At 56.4% G+C, this 26,775-nt stretch carries 24 protein-coding genes and 1 pseudogene; 12 read left to right on the top strand and 13 right to left on the bottom strand.

Annotated features, from left to right (window positions below; all coding sequences use genetic code 11):
- Positions 1-132 (top strand): integrase core domain-containing protein (locus tag GWQ31_RS11685; protein ID WP_265463081.1); only part of this gene is annotated, 132 nt, incomplete at its 5' end.
- Positions 133-268: 136 nt separating this feature from the next.
- Here GWQ31_RS11685 and GWQ31_RS11680 read toward each other — a convergent pair.
- On the bottom strand, positions 269-718 hold the full coding sequence (locus GWQ31_RS11680; RefSeq protein WP_275909417.1) for a very short patch repair endonuclease: 450 nt from the start codon (positions 716-718) through the stop codon (positions 269-271).
- A gap of 68 nt (positions 719-786) precedes the next feature.
- Between GWQ31_RS11680 and GWQ31_RS11675 the strand changes: the two genes are divergently transcribed.
- Positions 787-2,367, top strand: coding sequence for a DNA cytosine methyltransferase (locus GWQ31_RS11675; protein ID WP_275909416.1), 1,581 nt, complete (start codon positions 787-789; stop codon positions 2,365-2,367).
- A 93-nt stretch (positions 2,368-2,460) separates the two neighbouring features.
- Here GWQ31_RS11675 and GWQ31_RS11670 read toward each other — a convergent pair whose 3' ends face one another.
- Together GWQ31_RS11670 and GWQ31_RS11665 are read right to left on the bottom strand one after the other, a co-directional pair.
- Positions 2,461-3,549, bottom strand: coding sequence for a hypothetical protein (locus GWQ31_RS11670; protein ID WP_275909415.1), 1,089 nt, complete (start codon positions 3,547-3,549; stop codon positions 2,461-2,463).
- Positions 3,542-5,701, bottom strand: a complete 2,160-nt coding sequence (locus tag GWQ31_RS11665; RefSeq protein WP_275909414.1) for a sensor histidine kinase — start codon at positions 5,699-5,701, stop codon at positions 3,542-3,544. Before GWQ31_RS11665 ends, GWQ31_RS11670 begins: the two co-directional genes overlap by 8 nt.
- A gap of 185 nt (positions 5,702-5,886) precedes the next feature.
- Here GWQ31_RS11665 and GWQ31_RS21725 point away from each other — a divergent pair.
- Together GWQ31_RS21725 and GWQ31_RS11655 are read left to right on the top strand one after the other, a co-directional pair.
- Positions 5,887-6,183 (top strand): annotated as a pseudogene (locus GWQ31_RS21725) (hypothetical protein); the annotation flags it as partial.
- 165 nt (positions 6,184-6,348) lie between these two features.
- Positions 6,349-6,717, top strand: a complete 369-nt coding sequence (locus tag GWQ31_RS11655; protein WP_275909412.1) for a VOC family protein — start codon at positions 6,349-6,351, stop codon at positions 6,715-6,717.
- A 117-nt stretch (positions 6,718-6,834) separates the two neighbouring features.
- Here the strand turns inward: GWQ31_RS11655 and GWQ31_RS11650 are convergent, their stop codons facing one another.
- The 3 genes from GWQ31_RS11650 to gdhA all read right to left on the bottom strand — a co-directional run bounded on the left by GWQ31_RS11650 (position 6,835) and on the right by gdhA (position 12,809).
- Complete coding sequence (locus GWQ31_RS11650) at positions 6,835-9,237, bottom strand: family 20 glycosylhydrolase (RefSeq protein WP_275909411.1); 2,403 nt, start codon at positions 9,235-9,237, stop codon at positions 6,835-6,837.
- A gap of 415 nt (positions 9,238-9,652) precedes the next feature.
- Positions 9,653-11,233 (bottom strand): alpha/beta hydrolase, encoded by a 1,581-nt coding sequence (locus GWQ31_RS11645; RefSeq protein ID WP_275909410.1) that lies wholly within the window; start codon positions 11,231-11,233, stop codon positions 9,653-9,655.
- 229 nt (positions 11,234-11,462) lie between these two features.
- Complete coding sequence (gene gdhA / locus GWQ31_RS11640) at positions 11,463-12,809, bottom strand: NADP-specific glutamate dehydrogenase (protein WP_275909409.1); 1,347 nt, start codon at positions 12,807-12,809, stop codon at positions 11,463-11,465.
- A 557-nt stretch (positions 12,810-13,366) separates the two neighbouring features.
- Here gdhA and GWQ31_RS11635 point away from each other — a divergent pair.
- Together GWQ31_RS11635 and rluF are read left to right on the top strand one after the other, a co-directional pair.
- Positions 13,367-13,489: a hypothetical protein gene (locus GWQ31_RS11635; RefSeq protein ID WP_257978562.1), complete on the top strand. Its 123-nt coding sequence runs from the start codon at positions 13,367-13,369 to the stop codon at positions 13,487-13,489.
- A complete protein-coding gene (gene rluF / locus GWQ31_RS11630) occupies positions 13,479-14,513 on the top strand; it encodes a 23S rRNA pseudouridine(2604) synthase RluF (protein WP_275909408.1) in 1,035 nt (344 codons plus the stop codon). The genes GWQ31_RS11635 and rluF overlap by 11 nt, the downstream gene beginning before the upstream one ends.
- Before the next feature lie 89 nt (positions 14,514-14,602).
- Here the strand turns inward: rluF and GWQ31_RS11625 are convergent, their stop codons facing one another.
- The 3 genes from GWQ31_RS11625 to GWQ31_RS11615 all read right to left on the bottom strand — a co-directional run bounded on the left by GWQ31_RS11625 (position 14,603) and on the right by GWQ31_RS11615 (position 18,585).
- On the bottom strand, positions 14,603-16,483 hold the full coding sequence (locus tag GWQ31_RS11625; RefSeq protein WP_345893587.1) for an exotoxin A binding domain-containing protein: 1,881 nt from the start codon (positions 16,481-16,483) through the stop codon (positions 14,603-14,605).
- A gap of 349 nt (positions 16,484-16,832) precedes the next feature.
- Positions 16,833-18,068, bottom strand: coding sequence for a cyanate transporter (locus GWQ31_RS11620; RefSeq protein WP_275909406.1), 1,236 nt, complete (start codon positions 18,066-18,068; stop codon positions 16,833-16,835).
- Complete coding sequence (locus GWQ31_RS11615; RefSeq protein WP_275909405.1) at positions 18,061-18,585, bottom strand: nucleoside deaminase; 525 nt, start codon at positions 18,583-18,585, stop codon at positions 18,061-18,063. Before GWQ31_RS11615 ends, GWQ31_RS11620 begins: the two co-directional genes overlap by 8 nt.
- Before the next feature lie 109 nt (positions 18,586-18,694).
- Here GWQ31_RS11615 and GWQ31_RS11610 point away from each other — a divergent pair, with 109 nt between their 5' ends.
- Positions 18,695-19,537, top strand: coding sequence for a LysR family transcriptional regulator (locus GWQ31_RS11610; protein ID WP_005310011.1), 843 nt, complete (start codon positions 18,695-18,697; stop codon positions 19,535-19,537).
- Between the two features lie 31 nt (positions 19,538-19,568).
- Here the strand turns inward: GWQ31_RS11610 and GWQ31_RS11605 are convergent, their stop codons facing one another.
- From GWQ31_RS11605 to GWQ31_RS11595, 3 genes are all read right to left on the bottom strand, one after another.
- A complete protein-coding gene (locus GWQ31_RS11605; protein WP_275909404.1) occupies positions 19,569-20,036 on the bottom strand; it encodes a GyrI-like domain-containing protein in 468 nt (155 codons plus the stop codon).
- A 40-nt stretch (positions 20,037-20,076) separates the two neighbouring features.
- A complete protein-coding gene (gene rsmS / locus GWQ31_RS11600) occupies positions 20,077-20,232 on the bottom strand; it encodes a pleiotropic regulatory protein RsmS (protein WP_005310018.1) in 156 nt (51 codons plus the stop codon).
- Between the two features lie 84 nt (positions 20,233-20,316).
- Positions 20,317-20,787 (bottom strand): acyl-CoA thioesterase, encoded by a 471-nt coding sequence (locus GWQ31_RS11595; protein ID WP_021141144.1) that lies wholly within the window; start codon positions 20,785-20,787, stop codon positions 20,317-20,319.
- 201 nt (positions 20,788-20,988) lie between these two features.
- Here GWQ31_RS11595 and GWQ31_RS11590 point away from each other — a divergent pair, with 201 nt between their 5' ends.
- Entirely contained in the window at positions 20,989-21,639 is a 651-nt protein-coding gene (locus GWQ31_RS11590; RefSeq protein WP_159166027.1) for a tellurite resistance TerB family protein, read from the top strand.
- Between the two features lie 195 nt (positions 21,640-21,834).
- Complete coding sequence (locus tag GWQ31_RS11585; RefSeq protein ID WP_111588628.1) at positions 21,835-22,293, top strand: GNAT family N-acetyltransferase; 459 nt, start codon at positions 21,835-21,837, stop codon at positions 22,291-22,293.
- A 62-nt stretch (positions 22,294-22,355) separates the two neighbouring features.
- Here the strand turns inward: GWQ31_RS11585 and GWQ31_RS11580 are convergent, their stop codons facing one another.
- Positions 22,356-23,798, bottom strand: coding sequence for a PLP-dependent aminotransferase family protein (locus GWQ31_RS11580; protein WP_275909403.1), 1,443 nt, complete (start codon positions 23,796-23,798; stop codon positions 22,356-22,358).
- A gap of 120 nt (positions 23,799-23,918) precedes the next feature.
- On the opposite strand from GWQ31_RS11580, the gene GWQ31_RS11575 reads away from it, so the two are divergent.
- The 3 genes from GWQ31_RS11575 to cydX are packed head-to-tail and all read left to right on the top strand — an operon-like array spanning position 23,919 to position 26,755.
- Positions 23,919-25,490: a cytochrome ubiquinol oxidase subunit I gene (locus GWQ31_RS11575; RefSeq protein ID WP_275909402.1), complete on the top strand. Its 1,572-nt coding sequence runs from the start codon at positions 23,919-23,921 to the stop codon at positions 25,488-25,490.
- Complete coding sequence (gene cydB, locus GWQ31_RS11570) at positions 25,490-26,617, top strand: cytochrome d ubiquinol oxidase subunit II (protein ID WP_111588631.1); 1,128 nt, start codon at positions 25,490-25,492, stop codon at positions 26,615-26,617. Before GWQ31_RS11575 ends, cydB begins: the two co-directional genes overlap by 1 nt.
- A 24-nt stretch (positions 26,618-26,641) precedes the next feature.
- Positions 26,642-26,755 (top strand): cytochrome bd-I oxidase subunit CydX, encoded by a 114-nt coding sequence (gene cydX / locus GWQ31_RS11565; RefSeq protein WP_005310033.1) that lies wholly within the window; start codon positions 26,642-26,644, stop codon positions 26,753-26,755.
- The last annotated feature ends 20 nt before the right edge of the window (positions 26,756-26,775 follow it).

Raw genomic sequence — 26,775 nt, 5'->3', positions numbered from 1 at the left:
GCGCAACGGGCAGAACACCTGCAACCGTGGCTGCATGAGTACAACTGGCATCGTCCTCATGCAAGTCTGGGCTATAAGCCCCCCATCAGTCGTCTTCAATCTGTGAACAACCTGGTGGGTTTACACAGCTAACCCCGACGAAAACGGCTCGCCACTGGCGAGCCGTTTGTTTGTAAGTGTTGTATAGAAATGGTTTTATTCTCGCACCAGCCGGGACAGCCTTTGGTAGAGGGCGTCACGTTTACCTCGCAGACAATTCACTCCAGCATCACCTGTTTGGATAGTCCGGCCAACTCAGGGACGTCGTGACTCCCCTGATGGTGGCGGATAGCCAGTCCAGAGTGGAGTCATCGTTTCCTTTCAAGCCGCACTCCCAGATCTCGAATACCCTCCAACCGGCTTGTCGCAGCATGTATTCCGCCTTTTCATCACGGATCGTGTTGGTCGTAAACTTCTGCAGCCAAAACTCGGTGTTGCTTTTTGGAGTAGCTGCATAGGGACAATTGAGATGACGGTGCCAGAAGCAGCCATGAACGAAAATGCAGAGTCGATAGCGTGGGAGAACGATGTCGGGTGTGCCGGGAAGATTTTTCACGTGCAATCTGAAACGAAAACCCCGAGCGTGGAGGTATTTTCGCAGCACAATTTCGGGGCGGGTATTCTTGCCCCTGATGCCTGACATCATCACAGAACGGGTTGATGCATCAACAACATCCATGCTTTCGCTTCCTCGACGTCACGCTTCCTGGTATCTTTACGGCCTGATCAAAAACACAGTAATTCGACATGACCACTTTTTCACCACCCATCCCCGTTGTCGACCTGTTTGCCGGTCCTGGCGGGCTGGGTGAGGGCTTCTCCTCTCTCAATGATGGCAAGGCATTCGAGATCCAGGTCTCTGCAGAGAGGGACCCCGTCGCCCACCAGACATTGAAACTTCGCGCATTCTACCGACTGCTCAAGAGTCACAGGCCCGAGTTCATTCAGGACTATTACCAGTTCTGCAACGGTGATGCCGATAGTCCGTTCACGGAAAACAGCATCGATCTCTGGGAAAAAGCTGAAAAAGAGGCGCTATGTCTGGAGATTGGCAGCGAATCAGGCAACCACAAGCTTGATCAAGCGATAGCCAAGGCTTTTGAAAAAAAGAGTGAGTCCCAGCCCTGGGTGCTGATTGGCGGTCCTCCCTGTCAGGCCTATTCCATTGCAGGACGCTCAAGGAACAAAGGTAAATCAGATTACAAGCCGGAAGAGGATCATCGTCATTTCCTCTATAAAGAATATCTGCGGATTATCCAGAAAAATCGCCCAGATATTTTTGTCATGGAAAATGTAAAGGGAATTTTGTCTTCAAAGATAAATGGAGATTTTATTTTTCATCAGATTTTGCGTGACTTGGCCAGTCCCAATGTGGCCTTGGATATGCCTGATGACGGCCTTCGATATGAAATTGTCTCCTTGGTAAATGACGAAATATTCCAGGATGGTGATGACCCCAAGTCGCTCGATGCCAAGAAGTTCATCATTCAGGCAGAAGAGTATGGAATACCGCAGGCCCGCCATCGTGTGATTTTGTTAGGCATTCGTAGTGATCGTGTTTGTACCGAAATCCAGAAACTGCCTAAGCTGTCCAAGTCAGATACCGTGACTGTCAAGCAAGTCATCGGGAATATGCCTGCATTGCGAAGCAAGCTCAGCAAGCAGAGTGATTCATACGAGAATTGGGAGTCTTCGGTCAGAGAAAAGCTGATGTCCCTTAGCGTGTCTGCACAAATAGGACCGAAGCAAATCATGCCTCTTTCAGCAAGATTGACTGCAGCAGCAGAGCATTTGAATGCACAAGAAACAGGTGGGCTGCGCTGGACTAAATCTGATGAGCTAGAGGGTAGCACTGGAATTAGTGAGTTAGATAATTGGTATTCTGATCCCAATCTTGATATCTGGTTGAATCATGAAACAAGAGGTCATCGAATCGATGATCTGGCTCGCTATGGTTTTGCGGCATGTTTTGCGGAAGAATATAGGCGTTCACCAAAGGGTCAAACTGATTTCTGTTTGCCAGGACTTGCTCCGCACCACAAAAACTGGGAATCAGGCCAATTTTCTGACAGATTCAGAGTTCAGTTGGCTGATGCACCATCAACGACAATTACCAGTCATATTTCGAAGGATGGACATTATTTCATCCATTACGATCCAAAACAGTGCCGTAGTTTGACAGTAAGAGAGGCTGCTCGTTTGCAGACATTTCCAGATAGTTATTTCTTTCAAGGCGGTAGGACGCAGCAATACCATCAAGTAGGAAATGCAGTTCCACCTTTACTAGCCAAAAAAATAGCGGAGCTTGTATTTAAAACTCTCTCATAGAAATGAGATAAAAAATGGGAGGCTGGTTTATTGAATTTTATAAATACTTGCACCGTTTTTAATTGGTGCAAGTATTTTATGCTATGAAATACTTTATGCTTCAGCTCTCTGAGTATTAGTAGTTAAATTTACTTTATCATGATCTATATCAGGCTGACCCTGCCTTGCATAATAAGAAGAGAATCGTGAAACAATGTCTTTTACAAATGCTGGCGATATTTGTATTAATGGTTTTAAATATTGGTCATTTAATTCCATTTCTGTATGGGTCTTGATCATTCTAAAATTGATCACACCACCATTAAAAAAGGCTACTTTAGGTAACCAGTGGTAGTACCCTGATTTATTATTTTTATATATCTTCTCAAGTGCATTTTTGTTGTTATTCGATAGGTTAGCAAAATCAAATTTGGGGAATAGATCCGTCAGTTTTTGTATTTCGACAAGAAGAGCTCTATCTGTATTGCAGCCACCACCATCTCGTTCAGCAAGATCACAAGCCGGATTCATGACAATAAAATGTTTATCAGAATCTTCTTCTCTCACAATGCAACCAGTGTTTATTCTATCAGATGTTGGTGGATAGATATACATTTCTTCTGGATAACATTTATCCACATCATTATCTAAAAGCAACATTAGATGATTCAGCGCATGTCTTAGAAGAGCTTTTTCTGTTCTTTCTTTGTTATCACTTCCGTATCTAGACCAGCTTCCACTTTGAGGAAGAAGATTTTCAATAAATATGTGACTGAGGAATTTTTCAATTTCGCCCTTTCCTCCCATTATCTTTGTTAATCCGGTCAAATGGATTTCATAAAGCTCTTTTATTATATCATAATATAATGTCTCACCTTTTTTATATATGTTTACAAGTGGGAAGTCATCTGTTTCAGCTACATCAGGGGTACCTGTCATAATCACAACAGGGATTCTTTTAAGGCCATCCCTAATCTGCTTAATAACTTGGTTTCCTTCATTTCCTACTGTAGCTAATTTCATATCAATAATAGCGCCATCATAGAATGAACTACTAAGGGCTGTCATCGCTTCATCAATATCTTTACACGTCACAACATTTATCTTGCAATTGAGGTCATCACCGAAATCACTTGCAGCATTTAGGCAGGAATCTCGATCTTGATCATCATCTTCTACAAGTAACAGGTAAATTTCAGTCATTATTTTCACTCTCCTTAAGTTGTAGTCTGAAATAAGCACCATTTAATGATTCCAAAGCGTTCAGCTTTAAATTATTTCGTTCTGCTGCCTCACCAGAAATTGCTAATCCGATACCACTTCCAGATGGCTTCGTTGTGAATTGAGGTTCAAAAATTCTACCATCTAATATATGAGACTGTTCTATGCCAGGTCCTGTATCTCTGAAATCAATATATGCAAGATGTCCATTGTTTGTTGAAACATCGACAGTTATCTTCCTAATCGAAGGCACCTTTTTCAACCAAAATATGCTGTTGTCAATTAGATTGGCGAAAACAGCGTGGATGTCTTGGCTCCATGCTTGGAATTCAATATCATCATCGCAATTTACTTCAAATAAAATGTTGTGGTCTTCCATTTCTTGGCGAAATATAGAAAAAGAACTAAGTAATTCTTTTTTTATGTTTAGTAATTTACGAGAGGCCCGATTCCCTGATGCAAGAGGATCCAATCTTTTAAACAAGTCTGATAATGCCATGGAGTTAGACTCAATCCCTTGAGTAATCAACATTATTTCATCTATATTTCTGATGGCGCCGGTATCGGAGAATTTTTTTCTTAATCGGGATATTCTGGGTACTTCATTACGAAAATAATTTAAAGGGCGACGTCCCTCATGAAGCACCACGTTAATTATCTTGCCAAGAGTGGCTTGTCCTTGATAAGTCGCAACTGCTTTGCGAATATCTTCCGCTGCATGAGCCTTATCTTCTGCCTCTTTGTTAATTAGAGCTATAACCTCACTTGTGGCATGTTCAGTTATGCCATTACCGATAAGTGACTTCCGAATTTCATCTTTCAAGCTGTTAAAGGAAAATATCTTCTCCAGCGCACTTTCCACTCTTAATGCTGGTTTGCTTAGTCCCGCTTTACGGCGATAGCTGAAACGCCGTTCTTCTAGCTTACTTAGAACTGCTTTAGTTATTAATTTCAATTGCTCATATGCTGGATTTTCTCGCAGACCATCACGAGCACTTTTTTCTATTAATCCTGATTGCTCTTCAGATTGAATAAGTACGTAGCCAATTGCTTGATTGCTGCCAATACGTAGAGATGGATTTTGTACACGTTGTTCATTTAACTTTAACCAATCAAAATCAGAGTCACCAAGTGGACGAATTCTGAACCCGTTTCGATAAACACCAATACCGTTTGACTCATTTAAAAGCTGTCGGGCTTGAAGCTTCCCTACGTAGTTTCCATATTCATCTTTCAGTCCTCGACTGATTAATGATTCTATAGCTTCAATCTCTCTATCATAAACTCTAATATCAAATGTTAATTCTCCGCATCCAGTTCCATTTTCCAAGGTTATATGTACTTCTTCATCGACAGTATTTCTTGCTTTTTGAAGTGAGTATGTTAACAAGCCTTTCCCATCAGAAGTAACAGTCCCTGATATTCTATAATCAAAAAGATCAAATATTGGATAAGGTTCAACTACTTCATCAATGTCAGGTGAGTTATCAAAACCCACAATCTTAAGGTTTATTTTGAATTCGTTGTTATCTTTACTGGACGTTGGGCCTGTAGGTGAAATGAGCTTTTTAAGCTCAAATCTGAGTTTATCAAATTGACTTTTATTCCATTCTAAAAGATATAATTCATTACCTGTTATTGTTAATTTTGTTCCTGTATTTTCATCAGAAACATCACTTTCAATCAAGATTTCTACATCATCTAAATAATCAGCTTTTTCAAAATTATCCCACTCTATAAATACCGTGGTTTTCTCTCTGTCAGTCGAGACAGTTTCTAGAAGAAGATCCGAGCCAAGAACTGAAGCAGCATAGCGCCCCACCCCTTTTCTACCTTGCATTATTCGTCCTTTAGGACTGATTTTTCGTTCTAATTTATCTCTTGTTGAAGGGACCATCCATTTACTAATAACAGTATCTCTGGACATGCCATGGCCATAGTCTGCAATAGTAACAGTATATCCAGCTTGGTTTTCTTTTGCTTTGAAACAAATGTCAACGACTGAAGAATCTGCATCATAGGCATTCTTTACTAGTTCAACGACAGCAGCATAGCTATTTTGGATCAGCTCTCTACCGATTGTTAGTAAATGGCGGCCTGCTGGCCTTATTTTGTGTGAATCAAACTCACTCATTTTTATCCCTCTAACTGAATTGTGGGTAACTAATATAAATCTCTAACGACCGAGATGTTTCTGCATTATATAATGCGTTTTTTGTAATCAAGAGTCATTAACTAAAAGGACTAATTTGGTACCTATCATACCATTACTTTTATAGTCTCATAGGTGGTGAATTCACAAAATTAGCGTTTAGTAATGAGCAGTAGATACGGCGCTTTAGCCAGTGTACGGTCAAGGCGGCTGCTCTGTTTCAGACGCTCTGCGATGATCTGACTCGACAGGATGATAGCAGCTGGCAACTGCCCAAATTTCGCACCATGTACTGCTCGGCGGCTATCAGCTATCGGCCAATGATTGCGGAGATTGGGGATGCCCAGCAGAGTCCGGCCAAGCTGGCGGAGCGCGCCTGCAATCAGGCGATTCTGGCTGTGATGGACAGTGACGATGAGACCTTACTGGCCCAGCGCGACAAAGCGTGCGCCGCGGTGCAGTGAGGCGGATTTATTTGACAACATACTCACTTGGCTTGTCTGTGCGCGCCACGACACACATCCGCTTCTCCTTGCCGGGTATGATGGGGTTGCTCACGGTTGTGGAAAGCGTCGGGCATTCATGGGCATATGCAGGTCACATCAGCCAGATCACCACCAGGAGTAGCAATGATCAGCCACATCGACCATCTGGTATTGACGGTCAGTGATATTGAACGTGCAGTGACGTTTTACAGCTCTGTGCTCAAGATGGAGGCCATCACCTTTGGTGCAGGGCGCCGGGCGCTGCGTTTTGGCAACCAGAAGATCAATCTGCAATTGCCGGGGCAGGAGCCGCGCAACCGGGCGCAGGTGGGGGCGGGGGATCTTTGCCTCATCACCCGTTGGCCGCTGGCACAGGTCATCGCCCAGCTTGCCAGCCACGGGGTGGCGATAGTCGAAGGGCCCGTCACCAAGAGCGGCGCCTGCGGGCCGATAGAGTCAGTCTATTTCCTCGACCCGGATCAGAACCTGATTGAAGTCAGCATCTATCCCTGAGCCATCACCCACGTCGGCATCATCAACAAAAGGGGCCGTCAATTGACGGCCCCTTTTGGTTGCGGCTCCCTATTTTTCTGTACTACGTGGTGAGGCGGGATGGCCTTCTTTGGCTCGCTAACTGGCCTCCAGCAGCTTTTCGATGGGATAGGCGCTGGAGACGACCAGCTCATCCCGGATCTGTTTGGCCTCCCGGATCAATGTGCGGGCGGCGTTCTGTTCGGCGGCAGAGAGCGGCTGTTGCTCTTGCCTGGCGTCAAGCAATCGCACCCCGAGCCGGGAGAGGGCATCCACTTGTTCCACCATGGGGGCGAGCGCGGCAAGATCCCGGTTGTTGGCGCTGAGCTGACGCATCGCGGGGGTATTGGCCTGCCAGCCGAGCAGCAGGGTGCGGATCTCCAACTGGCGCGCCTGGTGCACCGGATCGGCGAGTAGTTCATCTACCCAGCCGTCGAGTTGGCGAATGGTCGCGCTTTCGGGGGGAAGTGCATCGGCCAGCCGGTTTAGGGGATCGTAGCGGTCATAATTTTCATTGGCCGACTTTTCGTGGTGGCGATGATAGTACTGGGCCTGTTCGACTGCCTCGGCAAAGCGTTGTAGGGGGGAGATATCTGACTGATTGGCCAGCCGCATCATGTTCCGGATGCCGTCCCACTGGTGCTGCAGTCCGACGGAGAGGGTGCCCCAGCGGTCCATGTAGGCCAGTCGCTGATACATGCTCTTTTCATCGTTAATATCCTGCGCCGACCAGAGGCGCTCGGCGATGGCATAGGTGCGCGGCCAGAGCCGCAGATCCAGCGTTTGCTCATTGACCAGCTCGCTCCAGAGGGTGACCTCGCCGCCGAGCACACGGCGGGTCTCATCCCCTTGCAGAAATACCGGGTAGCTGTTTTCAGGCAGTTTGGTCCCTGCCATCTGGCTGCCACCTATCTGTTTGCCCGTGATGGGGTAGGTGGCGTTGGCCACCTGCAGCACCCCGGAGAGGGTACCAGAGGCGAGGGTTACGCGCGGCTGGGTCTTGCCCATCCAGCTGTCCATCCAGAAGGTGGTGATGCCGTTGTGCTCGCGTACATCCTGTACCGGACGTCGGGATTTTCCCTTGAAGTCGATGAAGCCGCGCAGCTTGCCTTGCTGATCCCTTATCAGGGCGAAACTGCCGCTGACCGGGCTGCCCCGCTTGCGAGGCGCTTCAAAGGCCCAGCTTTGCCACTGCTCGCCAGGCTGCGGGGTATCGGCAAGAGGTTGTGGGACGGGCAGGGGATCATTGCGGTAGTGATAGGCGGTTGGCTGGGGTTGATCGATGTAGTAGCCAGTGGAGAGCAGCGCTTGATGGCCCTGTCTGGCCGCTTCTCCCAGCGCATCTTGCCCCTGCCAGGACTGGATGACGACGCTTTTGGGCAGATCCGCGTGCAGTGTCTCATCCCAGCCGATCATCTTGCGGCCATGGCGGGCCAAGATCTGCTCCAGCTTACTGTTGAAGTGGGCATGCAGTTCTTGGGTTGTGGCCAGCTTGTTGGTCTGCATATAGGCCTGTACGGACTTACTTTGCTGCCACTGTTCGGGGTCTACTTCGTCCCCACCAATGTGCAGGTAGGGATCGGGGAAGAGGGTGACCACTTCGGCGACCAGCTGGTCGATAAAGTCGTAGACTGCCGGTTTGCTAAGATCGAGCAGCGGCTTGTGGACGCCCCAACGGCGCTCGGGGGCGTAGTCGGTGACCTCCGTCATGAGCTCGGGATAGGCCGCCGCAATGGCTGACGCGTGGCCGGGGAAGTCGAGCTCAGGCACGACTCGAATGCCGAGCTGGGTGGCATAGTCAACCAGCTCGCGGATTTGGGTCTGGGTGTAGAACTGGCCGTCTGATCCTGCCTCCTGAAGGCGCGGGAAGCGTTTGGATTCAAAACGCCACCCCTGATCATCGGTCAGATGCCAGTGAAAGACGTTGAGTTTGGCTGACGCCATGCCGTCGAGTTGACGCTTGAGATCCTCAAGGGGCAGGAAGTGGCGAGCCGAATCAAGCAGCAGGCCACGCCAGGGAAAGCGCGGTTGATCCGCGATGGTGACAGCAGGGATTGAGTAGCCGCCTGGTCCGCTTTGCAGCAGCTGCAGGAAGGTCTCCATGCCGCGCAGAGCGCCATAGAAGGTGTTAGCTTCAAGGCGGGCACCCTGCTTGGTGATCTGCAGCTGATAACTCTCATCTTCACTCTCCTGCTGCGGGAAAGAGGGGATCCCCTGCTTGACCGCTATCTCTAGACCTGGGCCATCGGCGCCCGGTACCAGAAACAGGCCTGTCTGGCGTTCGATGCGTTGTTGCAGCCGACGTTGTGCCTGCAGCAAGGAGGGGGAGCGGGCCTCGCTCAGGGTGATGGTGAAGTGGCGATCGACGGGCAGCACCCCCTTGCCCAGCTTCACCTCCTGGGGATAGGGCATCAGGGGAAGATCCGTATTGGGCGCAGCCGCCCAGGCGAGGGAGGAGCAGGCCAGGGCGTTTATCGCCAGCGCCAACATCGTTTTTTTCATCGAAGACCTCGAGCACAGAGTGGAAACTAGCCTGCCAGTATGGGGGGCCACAGTGTGTTGAAGGGGGGGCGTTTTTTCCGGCTGAAAATGGAAAAAAGGCGGCTGCACAGGGAAAGTTGTGAAGGAGCTAACAGTTCAGGGGGGGGACAGAAGCAAAGCTGTGATTCTGCAGGTGTTTTTCGACACCATCGCTTTGATAGAAGTTGTGTGCCCAATCACATTTCACAACATCTTGAGTACACCATAGCGACGTTTGGACAAGGAAAAGAAAAAAGAAAGAGAGACGCCACCTGTTGCGCTGCTTGATGTTGAAGAGCGCAGTCAGACCACTCATGTGCAAAGGGGCCGTCAATTGACTGCCCCTTGTGTTATCGCTATCGCGCCAGCGTTGCTGCGCCGATTTGCCAGCGATCCGCTAGAAAGGCGATCCGCTATCTTCTGCATCCTGTAAAAACTGCTCGACCTCGGCCTGATAGGCCTCGTCATTGTGACTGCTGCTGGCGGGTTTTACGGCTGCAGGCTGGGTGACTGGGGTTGCAGTGAGTGTCTCCATGACCCTCTCTTGCAGATAGGGATAGAAGGGGTTGGAGGAGGTGCGGGTGAGGGCACCTGGATTGACGATCAACATGCCGCGCTCCCCGCGCAGGGCCAGCCCGCCCAGGTTGATACCGTACTGGTTCATCTGCTCCGGGCGCGGCGCCATGCCGTAGAGGGGATCGTCCATGGGGAAGGGCAGCGCCACGTGGGAGAGGGAGTAGATCTCCTTGGGGTAGTCGATGCCAAGGGGGCGAACTTGCTCGAGCGTGCTGCCTGCGACCATCGTTTTTGCCTGGGTCTGGGGGCTGGACGCCGCCTCGTTGCCTACCACCGTCAGCGCATAGGGCTGGGGCTGGCTCGGCAGCAGATGGCTCAGGGCTAGCTCGGAGGCTGTGTTGAGCAAGGGGCCGAAAACAGAGCCGCGATTGATGTCAAACAGCACCAGCTCGCTGCCGTTGTTCGGCAGGAAGTGGTAGAGATCGGCGATGATGGAGCGGGTGCTGACTGTGTAATCCATCACAGACTGGAAGGTGAGTGCCGGCGGGAAGGCCGCCAGTTCACCGCTGGTCGCCAGTTGGCGCACCTGCTGCTGAATGGCGTGGGTCAGCCGGTAGGATTGACGTGCCCCGTTGACTGGGAAGGAGTTGTATTTGAACGGGTTGAATTCGGGCATGATGCCAAGCCAGGCCGCGTTGGCAAAGGCGGGCAGCAGGGCGGGCACTGCCTTCAATCCGGCGAAACGGGCAAAGCGGGTCACCCCTATCATGGGGGAGATGAGCACCAGCCGATCCGGCCTTGCCAATGTCCCCGTTTTGTCTTCCAGCGCATCCAGCGCGTATTTCACCGCCAGCGCGCCGCCGTTGGAAAACCCCACCAGATGCAGTGGCAGCGGGCCCGGGGCTTGTGCTCTGGCCTCGCGCACCGCCAGTCGTGTGGCCGCCAGCCAGGTCTCCCACTCCATATTGACCAGCCCGGCCGGCACTGTGCCGTGGCCGGGTATGCGCAAACCAAGGGCGATAAAGCCCCGCTCGCGATAGCGCTGGGCCAGGTGGCGCAGGCTGTAAGGAGAATCGGTCAGGCCGTGCAGGAACACGGCTACTCCCTTCACCTCGCCCTCGGGGCGCAGCAGGTAGGAGCGATTCCAGTCGTCTTGAAAGTGGGCTGGATTGATGGGCGAGCCCTGATAGTAGCGATTGCCCGCCAGCTGTTGCTCTGGCGGCGTCTTGGCGACCACCTCCTGCTCCACCAGATCGAACAACTGTTGCTCGCGGGCCTGATAGGCTGGCCAGTCGCTGCTATCCAGTTCGTCGGCGCTGAGCTCGGGGGGAATAAAGGTATGCCACAGCTGCAGCGGCGCAGCCTGCCAGGCGAAGTAGGCGATCACCCCCCAAGCGACCAGCAGCGCAAGCAAGAGGGTCAGAAGAGAGCGGCGAAGGAGGCGACGGGTACGAGCCAGCATGGTGTGATCCCTGGGCGATGGCGGTCGGGGCGAACCGCAGTCAAGCTGGCTCGCCGTGTCTGTCTGAACAGTTCAAACCTTGAAGCAAGGCTTAAAGCCTAATGTAAACAAGGTGATAAGTACAGGTGGCGGGCGATCGTCAAGACCATGAAAAGACGGCAGCCCATGGGCTGCCGTCTGGTGTTGCACGTCGTGCTCAATGCTTGCTGATGGCTCATCCTTGCCGGGACTAGCAGACTCCCTGCGCCAGCATGGCATCGGCCACCTTGACGAAACCGGCGATATTGGCGCCGCTCTCATAGTTCACGTGGCCCTGCTCCTCTTCACCGTAACGCACACAGGTGGCGTGTATGCTGGTCATGATCCCCTTGAGGCGGGCATCCACCTCCTCCCGTGTCCAGGAGAGGCGCTGGGCATTCTGGCTCATCTCAAGCCCGGAGGTGGCGACGCCCCCTGCATTGGCCGCCTTGCCCGGGGCAAACAGCACCTTTGCCTCATGAAAGACTTTGATGGCGGCGGCGCAGCTCGGCATGTTGGCGCCCTCGGCCACCAGCTGTACGCCATTGGCGACAAGTGCGGTGGCGTCTTCTTCCCCCAGCTCGTTCTGGGTGGCGCAGGGCAGGGCTATCTGGGTCGGCAGGTGCCAGGGTGTGCGGCCACTGAAATACTCCAGCCCCTGATCATGGGCATAATCGGCGATACGCTGGCGTTGCTCGTTCTTGAGCTCCATCAATCTGGCGGGTTTGTCGGGGGTGAAACCGTCAGGATCATAGACTGTGCCACCCGAGTCGGAGGCGGTGATCACCTTGGCACCCAGCGCCATCGCCTTCTCGATGGCATATTGCGCCACGTTGCCGGAGCCCGACACAGAGACAGTCATGCCCGCCAGCGACTGGTCACGGTTGGCCAGCATGGCCTCGACAAAATAGAGCAGGCCGTAGCCGGTGGCCTCAGGGCGAATGAGGCTGCCCCCAAACGAGAGCCCCTTGCCGGTGAAGATACATTCGGCGCTGTTGGTGAGCTTCTTCATCATGCCTGCCATGTAGCTCACCTCGCGCCCGCCCACCCCGATATCGCCGGCAGGCACATCGGTATTGGCCCCCAGATGACGGTAGAGCTCCAGCATCAGCGCCTGACAGAAGCGCATCACTTCCCCCTCGCTCTTGCCCTTGGGGTCAAAATCGCTGCCGCCCTTGCCGCCACCCATGGGCAGGGTAGTGAGAGCATTCTTGAAGGTCTGCTCGAAGGCGAGGAACTTGAGCACAGAGAGATCCACAGAGGGATGAAAACGCATGCCCCCCTTGAAGGGGCCGATAGCCGAGCTGTGCTGGATGCGATAGCCGCGATTGACTTGCACCTTACCCTTGTCATCGACCCAGCTTATTCGAAACTGGATAAGTCGCTCCGGCTCCACCAGCCGCTCCAGCAGGCCCTGTTGCAGGTAGCGGGGGTGACGTTCCACGTAAGGCCAGATGGAGGCGATCACCTCGCTCACTGCCTGAATAAATTCCGGTTGATGGGGATTGCGGCTGGCCACCTGGGCCAGAAAATCCGCCTGGGATAGGGAATGACTCATCTGTAACTCCTGTAGTGAATGATGAAATTGGCCTCTTGCCAGAGAAAAGCGCATGCCGTGCATCCAAATTTATGATTTGTGTTGGGGATGAATGCGGACAAAAATTCTATCTTGTACCGAGTTTGCCAACGATTGTTGGATTAGCCGCCGAAAACGACAGAATGCAGACAGGGTCATGGCAAGATAATTCGCGCAGATTTGAATCTTTTTATGCGTTTTTATTTAATAAATAACAAGGTGCTTCTTTATAGGATGTGGCGTGATGGCAAGCGGGCTGCATATTGTGTGAATGTTACATGCCCGCGCCGAGCGCCGTTTTTCTGTCCGGCCTGCGACCGTATTTTGTGTTTTTTTCTCAGCCCTCTGGATCCTGACCCCGTCGTCTGGTCCGCGTTATCAGGAAATAGGCTTGCGGTATGCGGTGATGAGAGTGGGATCCAGGCACACAGGACCGGAGTGGGTGACAAGTATCCGGCGTGCTGGACGGGGCAATATGCTACTGTATCGGCGTTTTTTGATGGTTAAGCTGGCCTTGGCCTTTTTGAAGATGGAATGGTATGCAGAACTTTGACGTAGTGAACCGGCTGATGCAGCAAACAGCCTCCCCGACGATGCCGGCACCGGCAACCGTGCAACTGGATGGGGCTATCAGCCTGTGGCAGGTGACCCATGCTGGCTAATGAATCCATGCGCCTGAACAAGTACATCAGCGAGAGCGGCATCTGCTCGCGCCGCGAGGCCGACCGCTTTATCGAGCAGGGTCAGGTCTTTATTAACGGCAAGCGGGCCGGGATCGGCGATCAGGTGTTTGCCGGGGATCTGGTCAAGGTCAATGGTCAGGTGATCGAGGCGCGGGAAGCCGACAGCCTGGTCTTTATCGTGCTCAACAAGCCGGTGGGCATAGTCTCCACCACGGAGGCGGGCGAGAAGGACAATATCGTCGATTTCGTCAACCACAGCACCCGTGTCTTCCCCATAGGGCGGCTCGACAAGGACTCCCAGGGGCTCATCTTCCTGACCAACCACGGCGATCTGGTCAACAAGATACTGCGGGCGGGCAACGATCACGAGAAAGAGTACCTGGTGACCGTCGACAAGCCGGTGACCGATGACTTTATCAAAGGGATGGGGGCCGGTGTGCCTATCCTCGGGGCCGTCACCAAGAAGTGCAAGGTGAAGAAAGAGGCGCCCTTCGTGTTTCGCATCACCCTGGTGCAGGGGCTGAATCGCCAGATCCGCCGCATGTGCGAGCACTTCGGCTTCGAGGTGACCAAGCTGGAGCGCATTCGCATCATGAACGTCAGCCTCAAGGGGTTGCCGGTGGGCGAGTGGCGCGATCTGACCGACGATGAGCTGATCGAGCTGTTCAAGCTGATTGAGGACTCCTCCTCCGAAGTGAAACCGGCCAAAGGCGACAAGCCCAAGGTAGCCAAAGCCGCTGTTGCTCAAACCGGCAAAGCGGCGCAAGGCAAAAAGCCGCGCCGGGATGATGACCACGAGATTGGCGGCCGCCCCAATGTGCCGGGCCCGGAAGCCTTCGAGAAGAAGATCCCCGTGGGCAAGGGGGCTGTTGGCAAAGGCGGCACCGGTAAAGCCGCCGCGGGCAAAGGCAGTGCAGGTAAAGGGGCGCCCAACAAGGGCAACAAACCGGCCGCAGCCAAACCGCGTGCCGGCCAGTCCGGCCGCCAGAAGAAGGGGCGCTGAGGCGTAACCCTGAGCTGCGTCAGCCTCCCCATTTGTTATCCCCAAAAACACCGGCCTCAGGCCGGTGTTTTGGTATCTGCATACAGGGATTACAGCTCGTCGCGGGGTGTGGTGACGTAGTCTGGTAGTGTGCTGATAGCGCGCTCTTCCTGTAACACAGTGGCAGGATCAAGGTTTCCACCCACGTTGCGCGGATCCGTCGGTATGGTGGAGGGGATCACCACCGCCTGCTCCGCCAGGCGCCATCCCAATATGGTTTCGAGGCGTCCACCTTCTTCTTCCGGCCCTGTGATGGCGTCCAGTTGCAGCGGCAAGGGATGCCCAATCAGGCGACTGACCTCATCAACAGCATCAGAGGACGCCAGTGTCAACGAAGTGGCATAGAGACGGGGCAGGGCGGTACGGGGAACATAGACCCGTAACAGGACGCCATTGCGGATCCGTCCCCGCTCATCTGCGTCCTGATCCTGGGCGTAGCCATAGGCGAGGGCAGGATCTCCTGCGACATAGAAGCCTTGCCAGGGGGCTATCGAGGATTGATCGCGCTCGTGAACACCTTCAAACACTATGCTGTGGGCCGCTTCGATAAAAGTGCCGTGGTAGCCGACAAAGGCATAGCCACTGTCAATCAACTGTTGATGGGCCTGGCTAAGACGGGCCATCGACCAATTCTGGGTGCCAGCCGTTGTAAAACGGACGCTCTCCCCCTCACCCAGGAAGCTGGCACCATTCGGATAATCTCGCTCTTGCAGGGCATTGGCACTGTCGGCCGGGGCAAGGCAATTGAGATCTGCCGCCGGACAGGTGAGATTGACCACATCGGCGCTGGCGGCTTGCTCTTGAGTATTGTCTGCACTCTGTCGGGTAAAGGCGTCACTCTGGGCGGCTGCCATGGTCAGGGCCAGTCGCGCCTGGGCCGGGTTTTCCCGGATGGCTTGTGCCAGCTGCCCTCGGGGTGTTGAACCATCCTCGGGAGTGGTGTGGCTCAGCGCCTGGGCAATCACGGAATCAAGCTGGGACCATGGCAAGTGTGTCAGGACATAAAGGGTGATCAGATTGTGGACCGGGTAGCCGCATTGGCTCAGTTCTTCCCAGCCTCTGGGTTGACGACTGCGCGCCAACGCTTCGAGCGGAATGGCACACACCTGATGGGTGGTCAGGGCTGCCAGGCTGTCGGCCTTGGCAAAATGGAGGCGATGGCTGATGGCGGTAGGGACAATATGGGTGTCGTGAGAAGCCGGAGTCCCAGCCAGTATCCGATAAACCTTGCCTTCCCAGGTATCACCCAGATTACAGCTGCGTTGAGATAGATAGTTGTAAACCGCATCCAGCGGGTCCAACAGGCAAAGCACCTTGCCGGTATGCCACTCGCTCCAGCGCTTTTGGCGACTGTGATGGGTCGGCGCGGCCACGAAGCCGACTCCCGCAGCGCTGAGGGTGAGTGTGCGGTTGACTTCGTTGTTTTCAACATGTCTGACATAGAGTGTCGCGTTTTTTGCCATGTTGCGCAGCAGAGCGTCACTGACTTCGATGCTGTAGATGGGGGAGATGTGGCTGATGTCGGAACCTGCATCCAGCTCATGGAAGAAGACCTTGATGCTGGCGGGCGCTTCATTCCCGACGGGCACCAGCCAGTGCAGGGACCAACTGCCCTTCCCCTGTCTGTGGTAGCTGTAACTGCGAGGCTCCTTGCCTGCGGTGGCGCTGGTTAGCGTGATGCTCGAGCCATCGCTGCGCAGGGTCAGGACATTGTCGATGGCGAGTTTGAGGCTGTTGCTTCCTTCACCCAGCACCATGGAGTAGTGCAATACGCCTTGTTCTGCTTGTTCATCAAGCAAAGTGGAGAGATCGAGTTGGCTGGATCTGACACCTTGGCCAAGGTCCAGGTTGCAGCGGGTTGCGCACTCCTGCCACAGATTGAATGACTCTTCAGCCATGGCCGGTGAGATGACACCGCCTAACATGGCCAAGCCACTGAGTAGAGAAGCCCATTTTGCATTTTTCCGCATGTTTTTACCTTCTGGTGATATCAGGGCCACTGGTGTGTGGCGTTATCTTCCTTGGTGAATACGACATCATCCCTGCCAGACGAAATGAGAATTATGCTCGTCTGAGTTCCTCACCATAACGGTCCATAATACTGGGGCAACCCTCCATATGGGGTCGGTTAATATGTTTAAAATCAATGTGATATGAAATCATCTGTTGATGATTTACACAGCTGGCAGTGGTGAAGGGCAACCGCTTTGTCAGCGAGGAAGCTGGCAGGCAGGAGACATCCTCACCCGGTCGGGGTGAGGATGTACTGACGCAGAAGGGTCAATTGACGGCGACGGGGTTGGGGGCCGGCTTGGCCAGCCCCATTACGCTGGGGTAGTGGCGGGGATCCAGGCGCAGCACCAGCAGGCTCATCAGCGCCAATCCCCCCAGTTGCCACTGCCAGGCGGCCGCGAAGTCGCCACTCAGATGATGGAGGCGGGCCGCAACCCAGGGGCCGGTTGCCGCCAGCATAAAGCCGAACCCCTGCATCAGGGCGCTGAGGGTGCCGGCGCGGCGCGGGTCGGGCAGGTGATCCAGCGCTATCACCATGATGAGGGAGAAGCTGCCGCCAAGCCCGGCGCCGCACAGCATGCACCAGAGGATGGGGGCGGCTTGTGGCGCGAGCCAGAGGCCGCCAAATCCTGCTACCTGCATGATGATGGCAAGGCCCATCCAGGGGCGGCGATCTGTGTTGCGTGCCGCCAGCAGTGGCAGGCCGAGACCGCTGGCGGTCTGGGCCAGCGCCAGCCAGGCCACCAGCTCGCCTCCCTGCTGGGCGCTCCATCCTTGCGCCATATAGGCGGGCGCCAGCCAGGCGACCACGATGCCGTAACCGCTGTTGATGATGCCAAAGCAGCCGATCAGCAACCAGCTGCGGGGCAGGGTGATCAGCCGTTGCTCGCCGTGGGGAATAGCCACCACGGCGGCGCTTGGCAGGCGGACTTTCCACCCTAGCCAGACCATGGCCAACAGCACCGGCAGGCTCCACAGGGCAAGCGCCCGCGACCAGTCGAGGCTTGCCGCCAGTTGCGGGGTGAGGCTGGCTCCCAGCGCCCCGCCTCCCATCATGCAGGCAGAGAAGATCCCCATTACCAGTGGCACCTTGTGGGCGAAGCTCTGCTTGATAAGGCCGGGCAGCACCCCTTGCACCAGCGCCGAGCCGAGGCCACAAAGCGCCGCGCTGGCGATCAGCAGGGCGCCGCTTTGGGCATCAAAGCGCATGGCGTTTCCCATCCCCAGCAGCAAGAGAGCCGCCCCCAGCAGTTGGCTTGGGCCCGTGAGGCGGCGCAGGCCAGGTGTGATCAGCACGCCGACGCCGATCAGCCAGAGGGGCAGCAGGGTGAGCCAGGCCAGGGTATCCATGTCCAGCGCCAGCACGTCGGCAATGTCGCGGCTCAAGGGGCCTATGGCGGTGAGAAAGGGGCGCAGGTTGAGGCCAATCAGGATCACCAGCACCAGCAGGGCCAGATCCTGCTTGCTGTGGTGCAGGGCCCTGGCGGGCAGGTCCTTACTCATGGGCTGGTTCCGCCTCTGAGTTGTCTCCATAGAGCGCGGCGGCGCCGAGGGAGACTGGTAGTTTGATGAGGGGCAGAGGTGGCGGGCTGAGGGGCAGCCGCAGCTTGTCATAGCTCGATGTGCTGTCAAAGCCGAAGGGGGCCGCATCATGGTTATCAAAGGCGTAATAGACGGCGCGGATGCCATTCATCACCAGCGCACTCAGGCACATGGGACAGGGGTGACCGCTGGCGTAGACGATGGCCCCCGCCAGCGGCCCGGATTGGCTGGCCTGGCGCAGGGCTTCCAGCTCCGCATGGCGGGTGGGGTCACCCTCCAGATGCATGGCATTGACGGCGCTTGCCACCAGTCGGTCATTTTGCACCAGCAGGGCTGCGAAGGGGCGACCTCCTCGCTGCCGATTCTGCAGGGCCAGTTGCAGCGCCTGCTCCAGCCACTCTGGATGGGAAGGGGCCGTGAGGGAGGTCAGCGACCAGACAAGGTGGGAGCCTGAGGGCTCGGCAGGAGAGTGGGGCATGAGAGAAACCTTGAACCTATGGGGGAGCAGACCAGCCTAGTGGCGCCATCAATCATTTGGAAATTAAATGATAGAATGACATCCAGTAATTTTGTAAATGGAGAATGCCATGCTGGATCCCCTGTTGCTGCGCAGCTTCGTTGCCATCATAGACACGGGCAGCTTCACCCGTGCCGGTGAGCGGGTACACCTGACCCAGTCCACCATCAGCCAGCAGATACGGCGCCTCGAGCAGCAGCTCGGCTGCCCGCTGCTGGACAGAAGTGGTCGTCAGGTGGTGACCACGGCGGAAGGTGAAAAGCTGTTGGGGCTGGCCCGCCGCATTCTGGCGCTGCTGGCAGAAGCCGAGGCACAGGTGACAGAAGCGAGCCTGCAATTGAGCCTGGGGGTGCCGGAGGATTTCGCCGCCGGCGCCATTGCCCCCGTGCTGGCCGCATTTGCCCGCCAATATCCACAGGTGCGGCTGGAGGTACAAAGTGGCCTCAGCCACGGGATTTGGCAGCGCTTCGAGGCCGGTGAGCTGGATCTGGCGCTGGTCAAGCAGGGCCGGGGGCGAGGAGCACCACTCGCCAGCTGGCGTGAACCCCTGGCCTGGGTCGACAGCCGCGACTGGCCTGCCTGTGATCGCGATCCCCTGCCGCTGGTGGTGTTCCCAAGTGAAGGGCTCTATCGACGCCAGATCACGGATGCGCTCGATGGGCAGGGGCGGCGCTGGCGAATCGCCTATGTCAGCGCCAGCCTCGCCAGCTTGCAGGGTGCGGTGAGCGCCGGGATCGGGGTCAGTCTGCTGCCAACACGCCTGCTGCAACCGGATCAGGTAGCCCTTTCGCACTGGCCCAGGATCAATCCGGTCGAGTTGGCCCTGCACCTGGGGGCGGAGCGGGGCGAACCCCTGGCCCGCCTCAGCGAGGCCCTGATCGCCCTGTGCGACCAGGTGATGGGGCCAGCCTGAATGGGTCGGGCGCGCTGTTGAGGGGCCAGCTTCAGGCCATGGCCTGGCGCGGCACAACGGCGAGCCAGAGTTCCACTTCGCCGCTGCCGGAGTGGGGGTCATATTCGGCGCCATAGCGCTCGAAGTCGGGCTGGTGGGCAGACTGGTAATCCGATTGCGCCAGCCAGTCCAGTGCCTGCTGCCAGGTGTTTGGCATGGTCGAGACATGACCCTGATGCAAAAAGACGGCATAGGTCTGGGGCTGGATGCGCATCCGCCCCAGCGTCTTGGGCAGTACCTCCAGCGCGGCGACTTCCACCGCACACATATATTCGCATTCCGTGGCAGTTACGCCGCAGATGACGCCATAGGCATGCTCCCCCAGCTGGCCCGGCAGCGGGCCCAGGGCGCTGAAATCGCGCCACTGACCGCCGAAGTCGGCGTGCGCGAATGCATGCTGGCGACGCAGGCCGCCAAACAGCATGGGGCGGCCACTTTCGAAACGGATGGGATCTGTCATCTTGCCTCCTGTGCGGGGTGAGGCGGCAGCGCTGCCGCGTTTAGTGATCCTTGCCTTCCTTGAGCTTGCGTTGATAGTCCTCGGATACGATGGCCAGCGCTGCCAGCGCCAGCGCGGGATCGATCCGGTTGGTTTCCAGCAGCTCGATAAGATCCACCGCCAGCTTGACCTCGGGCGGGGCATTTTCCAATGACATGACAGACTCCGTAATGGGAAAAGCGCCATTATACAGAGCCGCACCCGGATAGGGACCGGCCCTGTATCACGGGCGATGAAGGGCTCAGAGGTGCTGACGCATCTCCTTGTCTATCTCCTCGCGCAGGGCCATCAGTTTTTTGGCGTATTGCTGCAAGCTCAGATCGGCGGCCGAGACAGGTTGCCACTGGGGTACCCTGGTCGGTGTGCCCGTCTCGTCCATGGCGACGAAGATGATGATGCAGTGGGTGGTCTTGTGGCGCTGCCGGTCCGCTGGATGGCGACTGTAGACATCCACCGCCAGGTGCATGCTGGTGGTGCCTGTGTGGATCACCTGGGCGTGTACTTCCACAAGCTGGCCTATCTGGATGGGCCGCAGGAAGCGGATCCCCCCCACGTAGACGGTGACCGCATAGCCGCTGCACCAGCCGGCGGCGCAGGCGTAACCGGCCTGATCGATCCACTTCATCACCATGCCGCCGTGCACCTTGCCGCCGAAGTTCACGTCGGCGGGTTCTGCCAGAAACTGCAGGGTCAGCTCGCGGGGTGGGGTCATGCTCTCTCCTTGTCTTGACATAGTCGCGGTGCCGGTTGGTTCATTGGCGCCATGGCGGGCCTGAGAAGCTGACCAGCATTTATGTCAGGTATACCGCGAATGGCGACAAGATGCACAGCGCCCGGCGTGATATTGGGCGCGTATTCACTCTTGGTTCATAAACTCGGCGCAAGCATGGGGGGTCAATTGCGAGGAGTCATGATGAAACAAATGCTGGATCAGTTGTTGGGCGCTGGCAAAGGTTGGCTCAACGAAGGCGGCGACAGCCGCAAGGCGCAGATGAAGGGCATGGCGCAGGGCGGCTTGGCTGCCGGTGCCATGGCCTTGCTGCTCGGCAACAAGAAGATCCGCAAATATGGCGGCAAGGTGGCGGCGGTGGGCGGTGCAGCGGCCCTCGGCGGGCTGGCCTACAAGCTTTATCAGGATTGGCAGGCCCAGCAGTCGAGCCCGGCGCAACCGACCCAGCCCCTCGATACTCTGCAGGGTAATGCGCTGGATGCCCGTGCAGCCTTGCTGGTTCGCGCCATGGTGGCGGCCGCCCGGGCCGACGGTCATATCGACAGTGCCGAGCGCGAGAAGATCCAGCAGTACCTGACCGAGCAGGGTCAAAGTGATACGGCGCGCTGGATTGACACCGAGCTTGCCCGCCCCCTCGACCCCCATGCACTGGCGCGTGAGGTGACCGACATGGAGCTGGCCACCGAGGTGTACCTTGCCTCCCTGCTCGCCATCGAGACGGATCACTTTATGGAGCGCGGTTATCTCGACGAGCTGGCCCGTGCGCTCAAGCTCGATGACAACCTCAAGAGCAGCATAGAGCGGCAGGTAGCCCAGCTGAGCGCTCCCGCCTGACAGGGATCAATACCATCGATAGCCGATAACGCCCCTGTCATGGGGCGTTGTTGTGTGTGCATCTTGCTGCCATCAAACTGCAATCGGATACGATTGACCCTTTTTGTTGTCGGTGACTCCCCCTATGATAAGCCGTTCCCCGCAGGCTAAAGTGGGGATCACTTTGTCAACAGCAAGCCATGCAAGGAGCATCCATTGGAAATACGCAGGGCAGCAGAGAGCGATATTGACGCCATTGTCGAACTGAATCGGCAAATAGGCTTGATGCACTTTGAGCATGTGCCGGAGGTGTTTTGTGCACCCTCTGTCGAGGAGCGAGATTTTCTGCTCAATGCCATCAGAAACGAAGGCCGCCTGTTTTGTGTTGCGGTGGATAATGAGCAGGTGTTGGGGTTTCTGAGCGCAAGAATCGACATCAATGAAGCCATCCCCTTTCTCACCAAGTTGCCCATCTGTCACATCAGCTCTGTGGTGGTGGATGAAAAACACAGAGGCCGAGGCATTGGCAAGGAGCTTATCGCCCATTGTGACAGTTGGGCCAAGGCCCGCGATGCTTGTCAGATCAGGTTGGAAGTCATGTCATTCAATGAGAGAGCCAAGTCGCTTTACGAGTCCCTTGGCTTTAAACGACAGTCTGAAATTTATGCCAGATAGTGTCATCTGGCAGGCAATGTGCGAGGCATCTTCGCAGCACAAGATTGTCAATAACGCCCCTGTCATGGGGCCTTGTTGTTTCCGGCATCCAGATGGGGAGCGAGCTGCTGGTGAATAAGTTCAGCCAGCTGGGCGAGGGCGGTTTCCAGCTGAGGGCTCCAGGGATGGGAGCTGTTGAGGCGCAGGCAGTGGTTGTACTGCCCCTGACTGGAGAAGAGCGCGCCGGGCGCCAGTGAAAAGCCGCAGGTGAGCGCCCGGGCGTGCAGTGCCCGACTGTCGAGACGGGTGTCAAATTCCAACCAGAGGAAATAGCCGCCATCGGGGGCGCTGATGCGCACTTCATCCGGAAAGAGGCGCAGCAGGGCGGCCCGCATCTGTTGCTGGCGCTGGGCCAGGGTGTGGCGCAGACGGCGAAAGTGGGCATCTACCCCGCCCTGGCGCAACATCTCGGCCAGTGCCAGCTGGCTTGGCACATTGGTCGACAGGGTCGACATCAGTTGCAGCCGCTGAATGCGCTCGGCATGGGGCCCCGCCACCACCCAGCCGACCCGAAAACCTGGCGCCAGGCACTTTGAAAACGAGCTGCACAGCAGGCTGTCGCCCCGCACATCCCAGCACTTGAGCGGTTTGGGCCGTTCACGGCCAAAGTAGAGATCGGCGTAGACGTCGTCCTCCACCAGTGGCACCTCATGCTGGCTCAGCAACTGCATCAGCGCCTGCTTGTGGCCGTCTGGCATTGTGTGGCCCAAGGGGTGCTGCACATTGCCCATCAGCCAGCACGCCTTGATGGGGCGCTGGGCCAGCGCTTCTGACAGCAGGGCGAGATCTATGCCCACCCCCGGGATCACCGGGATCTCCACCGCATTGAGTTTCAGCCGCTCTATGGCCTGCAGGGCGCCATAGAAAGTGGGGGATTCCACCACCACCCAGTCCCCCGGCTCTGTCAGTACCTGCAAGCTGAGGGATAGCGCCTCCATGGCCCCGGTTGTGATGATGATCTCCTGCGGGCTCACCGCCAGGCCATCACTGGCGTAGCGCTGGGCGATGGCGCGGCGCAGCGCCTCGTTGCCGGGAGGCAAATCGGCTACCGTGCTGAAGGGATCGAGTTTGCGCATGCAGCTCGCCAGTGCGCGCCCGAGCTGGGGATGGGGGAACAGGGTCGGATCGGCCACCGACATGCCAAGGGGTACCAGTTCCCGCGACTTGCTCGCCTGCAGCACCTCGAATACCAGATCGTTGATGTCCACCGAGCCTGTGTAGTGCGCTTGCTGCTGTGCGCTGGCTCGCAGCGGGGAGGGGGCGGCTTTGACGTAATAGCCGGACTGGGGCCGCGCCAGTATGAGACCGCGGCTTTCCAGCAGCTGATAGGCCTGCAGCACCGTCATGGGGCTCAGATGGTGGATCTTGCAGCTCTGGCGGATGGAAGGAATGCGCTCCCCCGCTTGCCAGACGCCGCTCGCTATCTGTTGTTGCAACTGATCTGCCAGCTGGCCGTAGAGGGACATGGGGTACCCAAACTGTTATAGGTGTAATTCACTATAACTGCATCTGTTATAGGTGTCATGACCCATGGTGTACTTAACGGACGAGAACCTGTCTGTTAAATGCAACATAGAGAGTCATGCATGATAAGCCTGGATGATGTGGTCAGCCTGTCCCGAATACAGTTCGGTGCGACGGCGATGTTCCATTTTCTGTTTGTGCCCCTCACTCTGGGGCTGTCCTGGATCCTGGTGATCGCCGAGTCGGCCTACGTGATGACCGGCAAGGTGATCTACAAGGACATCACCCGCTTCTGGGGCAAGCTGTTTGGTATCAACTTCGTGATGGGAGTGACTACGGGGATCACCCTGGAGTTCCAGTTCGGCACCAACTGGGCTTACTACTCCCAGTATGTGGGGGACATCTTCGGTACCCCGCTGGCGGTGGAGGGGCTGATGGCCTTCTTCCTGGAATCCACTTTGGTCGGCCTCTTCTTTTTCGGCTGGGACAAGCTCTCCCGCGGTCAACACCTGATGGTGACCATGCTGGTGGCGCTCGGCTCCAACCTCTCCGCGCTCTGGATCCTCATTGCCAACGGCTGGATGCAGAACCCGGTGGGCGCCGAGTTCAACCCCGTCACAATGCGCATGGAGCTGGTGGATATCGCCGCCGTGCTGTTCAACCCTGTGGCTCAGGTCAAGTTCGTGCATACGGTGGCGGCGGGTTATGTGGCGGCGTCCCTGTTCGTGATGGGGATCAGCAGCTGGTATCTGTTGCGCCGGATGGAAGTACGCTTCGCCCTGCGATCCTTCGCCATCGCTTCGGGCTTTGGTCTGGCCGCCATCCTCTCGGTCATCATACTGGGTGACGAGTCGGGCTATACCTCGGGGGAGGCGCAGAAGGTCAAGCTCGCCGCCATCGAGGCGGAGTGGGAGACAGAGCCAGCCCCGGCCGCCTTCACCCTGTTCGGCTGGCCCGATCAGGATGCCGAGACCACCCATGCCGCCGTCAAAATCCCCTACCTGATGGGCATCATAGCCACCCGCTCCCTCGATGAGGTGGTGACCGGCATCAAGGATCTCAAGGTGCAGCACGAGGCGCGGATCCGCAGCGGCATGCTGGCTCATGATGCGCTGGAAGCGCTGAGGGCAGATGGCAGCAACGCAGCCGCGCAGGCCACCTTCGAGCGTTACCGTCATGATCTCGGTTACGGCCTGCTGCTCACCCCCTATGCCAGGGAGATCGGCAAGGCAGATGAAGGGGCCATTGCCAGGGCCGTGGCGGACTCAATCCCGCAAGTGGCGCCACTGTTCTGGAGCTTCAGGCTGATGGTGGGGATAGGCATAGTGCTGCTGGTGCTGTTTGCCGCCTCTTTCCTGCAACTGTGTCGTGGCAGACTGGTGCAGTCGCCGCGCCTGCTCAAAGTACTGTTCTGGAGCATACCCCTGCCCTGGATTGCCATAGAGGCGGGCTGGTTCGTGGCCGAGTTCGGCCGCCAGCCCTGGACCATCAGCGACGTGCTGCCGGTGTCTGCCTCCGTCTCCTTGCTGCAGCCGGGCCAGCTCTGGTTCAGTCTCATCGCCATCTGTCTCATCTACACCAGCCTGCTGTTGGTGGAGCTGTTCTTGTTGCGTCATGTGATCTGCAAAGGGCCTGCCAGCCTGCAGACGGGTCGTTATCAAGGTGAAGTGTTGCAAAGCGGGAGTCCTGCCTGATGGATTACGAAACCCTGAAATTGGTCTGGTGGGGGCTGGTGCTCTTCATGCTCATTGGCTTCGTGGTGATGGATGGCTTTGACCTGGGGGTTGGCCTGCTGTTGCCCCTGGTCGGCAAAACAGACGATGAGCGGCGGGTACTGCTCAACAGTGTGGGCCCTGTGTGGGAGGGCAATCAGGTGTGGCTGATTGCCGGTGCAGGCGCCCTGTTTGCCGCCTGGCCCCTGGTCTATGCCGCCGCCTTCTCGGCGCTCTACGTGCCCTTCATGTTCCTGCTGTTTGGGCTTTTTCTGCGCCCGGTCGGCTTTGACTATCGCAGCAAGCTGGCTTCACCCCGCTGGCGACGCTGGTGGGACAGAGCCCTGGTGACGGGGGCCCTGCTGCCGACCCTGGTGTTTGGTGCGACGCTCGGTTTTCTGCTGCAAGGCTTGCCGTTTCGCTTCGACGCCGCCCTGCGCATCCACTACGGTGCCTTTGAGTTTCACTGGCCCTTGCTGTTGACCTGCATGGGCACGGCACTGGCCCTGCTGATGCTGCACGGTGCCAGCTTCTTGCAGTGCAAGACGCAAGGGGTTATCGCCGAGCGCTGCGCCCGTCAGAGCCTCTGGCTCGGCCCCCTTGCCAGTGGCCTGTTTGCCCTCGGCGGCGTCTGGCTCAGCCAGATGGCGGGTTACCAGATAAATGAGATAGGTGATCTTAATGGTGCCCTCACGCCGCTGATGAAGCAGGTGGGGCTGGCGCCGGCGGGTTGGTTCACCAACTTCCTGTCGTACCCCTGGCTCTGGAGTGTGCCGGTCCTCGGCCTCTTGCTGCCAATGGTGAGCACGCTGGCAAGCAGTTTTGGCCGGGCGCGGCTGGCCATCCTTGCCAGCGGCGGTGCCTGCGCCACCATGATGCTGACCATCGCCATCGCCTTGTTCCCCTTCGTACTGCCCTCGTCGCTGGATCCGTCGAGCAGTCTGACCCTGTGGGATGGCACCTCCAGCGAGCGCACCCTTTTCATCATGCTGGGGATAGTCGCCGTGCTGATGCCCATCAATATCGGCTACACCCTCTGGGTCTACCGGGTGGTGCGGGGCAAGGTGAGCACCCAGCAGGTGCGCCAGCACGGCCATAGCCTCTACTAACTCAACTAAAGGGACATCTCGACTATGTGGTATTTCACCTGGATATTGGGGCTGGGGTTTGCCCTGCTGTGCGGCTTGGTCAACCTGCTCTGGCTGGAGGCCCGCTGGGCCGCTGACGAGGATCTCAAGGAGTCTTGAGTCCGCAATAGCTTTTTTGG

The organism is Aeromonas sp. 2MA4 (genome assembly GCF_029237305.1).
Classification (GTDB): Bacteria; Pseudomonadota; Gammaproteobacteria; order Enterobacterales; family Aeromonadaceae; genus Aeromonas; species Aeromonas salmonicida.
The sequence above is the reverse complement of the archived record's forward strand: the minus strand, read 5'-3'. Positions and strand labels throughout refer to the sequence as shown.

Excerpts from the sequence above, each read along its gene's own strand:
- GWQ31_RS11680 (WP_275909417.1), bottom strand. The coding sequence starts at position 718 with ATGGATGTTGTTGATGCATCAACCCGTTCTGTGATGATGTCAGGCATC.
- GWQ31_RS11675 (WP_275909416.1), top strand. The coding sequence starts at position 787 with ATGACCACTTTTTCACCACCCATCCCCGTTGTCGACCTGTTTGCCGGT.
- GWQ31_RS11670 (WP_275909415.1), bottom strand. The coding sequence starts at position 3,549 with ATGACTGAAATTTACCTGTTACTTGTAGAAGATGATGATCAAGATCGA.
- GWQ31_RS11665 (WP_275909414.1), bottom strand. The coding sequence starts at position 5,701 with ATGAGTGAGTTTGATTCACACAAAATAAGGCCAGCAGGCCGCCATTTA.
- GWQ31_RS11655 (WP_275909412.1), top strand. The coding sequence starts at position 6,349 with ATGATCAGCCACATCGACCATCTGGTATTGACGGTCAGTGATATTGAA.
- GWQ31_RS11650 (WP_275909411.1), bottom strand. The coding sequence starts at position 9,237 with ATGAAAAAAACGATGTTGGCGCTGGCGATAAACGCCCTGGCCTGCTCC.
- GWQ31_RS11645 (WP_275909410.1), bottom strand. The coding sequence starts at position 11,233 with ATGCTGGCTCGTACCCGTCGCCTCCTTCGCCGCTCTCTTCTGACCCTC.
- gdhA (WP_275909409.1), bottom strand. The coding sequence starts at position 12,809 with ATGAGTCATTCCCTATCCCAGGCGGATTTTCTGGCCCAGGTGGCCAGC.
- GWQ31_RS11635 (WP_257978562.1), top strand. The coding sequence starts at position 13,367 with ATGCAGAACTTTGACGTAGTGAACCGGCTGATGCAGCAAACAGCCTCC.
- rluF (WP_275909408.1), top strand. The coding sequence starts at position 13,479 with ATGCTGGCTAATGAATCCATGCGCCTGAACAAGTACATCAGCGAGAGC.
- GWQ31_RS11620 (WP_275909406.1), bottom strand. The coding sequence starts at position 18,068 with ATGAGTAAGGACCTGCCCGCCAGGGCCCTGCACCACAGCAAGCAGGAT.
- GWQ31_RS11615 (WP_275909405.1), bottom strand. The coding sequence starts at position 18,585 with ATGCCCCACTCTCCTGCCGAGCCCTCAGGCTCCCACCTTGTCTGGTCG.
- GWQ31_RS11610 (WP_005310011.1), top strand. The coding sequence starts at position 18,695 with ATGCTGGATCCCCTGTTGCTGCGCAGCTTCGTTGCCATCATAGACACG.
- GWQ31_RS11605 (WP_275909404.1), bottom strand. The coding sequence starts at position 20,036 with ATGACAGATCCCATCCGTTTCGAAAGTGGCCGCCCCATGCTGTTTGGC.
- rsmS (WP_005310018.1), bottom strand. The coding sequence starts at position 20,232 with ATGTCATTGGAAAATGCCCCGCCCGAGGTCAAGCTGGCGGTGGATCTT.
- GWQ31_RS11595 (WP_021141144.1), bottom strand. The coding sequence starts at position 20,787 with ATGACCCCACCCCGCGAGCTGACCCTGCAGTTTCTGGCAGAACCCGCC.
- GWQ31_RS11590 (WP_159166027.1), top strand. The coding sequence starts at position 20,989 with ATGAAACAAATGCTGGATCAGTTGTTGGGCGCTGGCAAAGGTTGGCTC.
- GWQ31_RS11580 (WP_275909403.1), bottom strand. The coding sequence starts at position 23,798 with ATGTCCCTCTACGGCCAGCTGGCAGATCAGTTGCAACAACAGATAGCG.
- GWQ31_RS11575 (WP_275909402.1), top strand. The coding sequence starts at position 23,919 with ATGATAAGCCTGGATGATGTGGTCAGCCTGTCCCGAATACAGTTCGGT.
- cydB (WP_111588631.1), top strand. The coding sequence starts at position 25,490 with ATGGATTACGAAACCCTGAAATTGGTCTGGTGGGGGCTGGTGCTCTTC.
- cydX (WP_005310033.1), top strand. The coding sequence starts at position 26,642 with ATGTGGTATTTCACCTGGATATTGGGGCTGGGGTTTGCCCTGCTGTGC.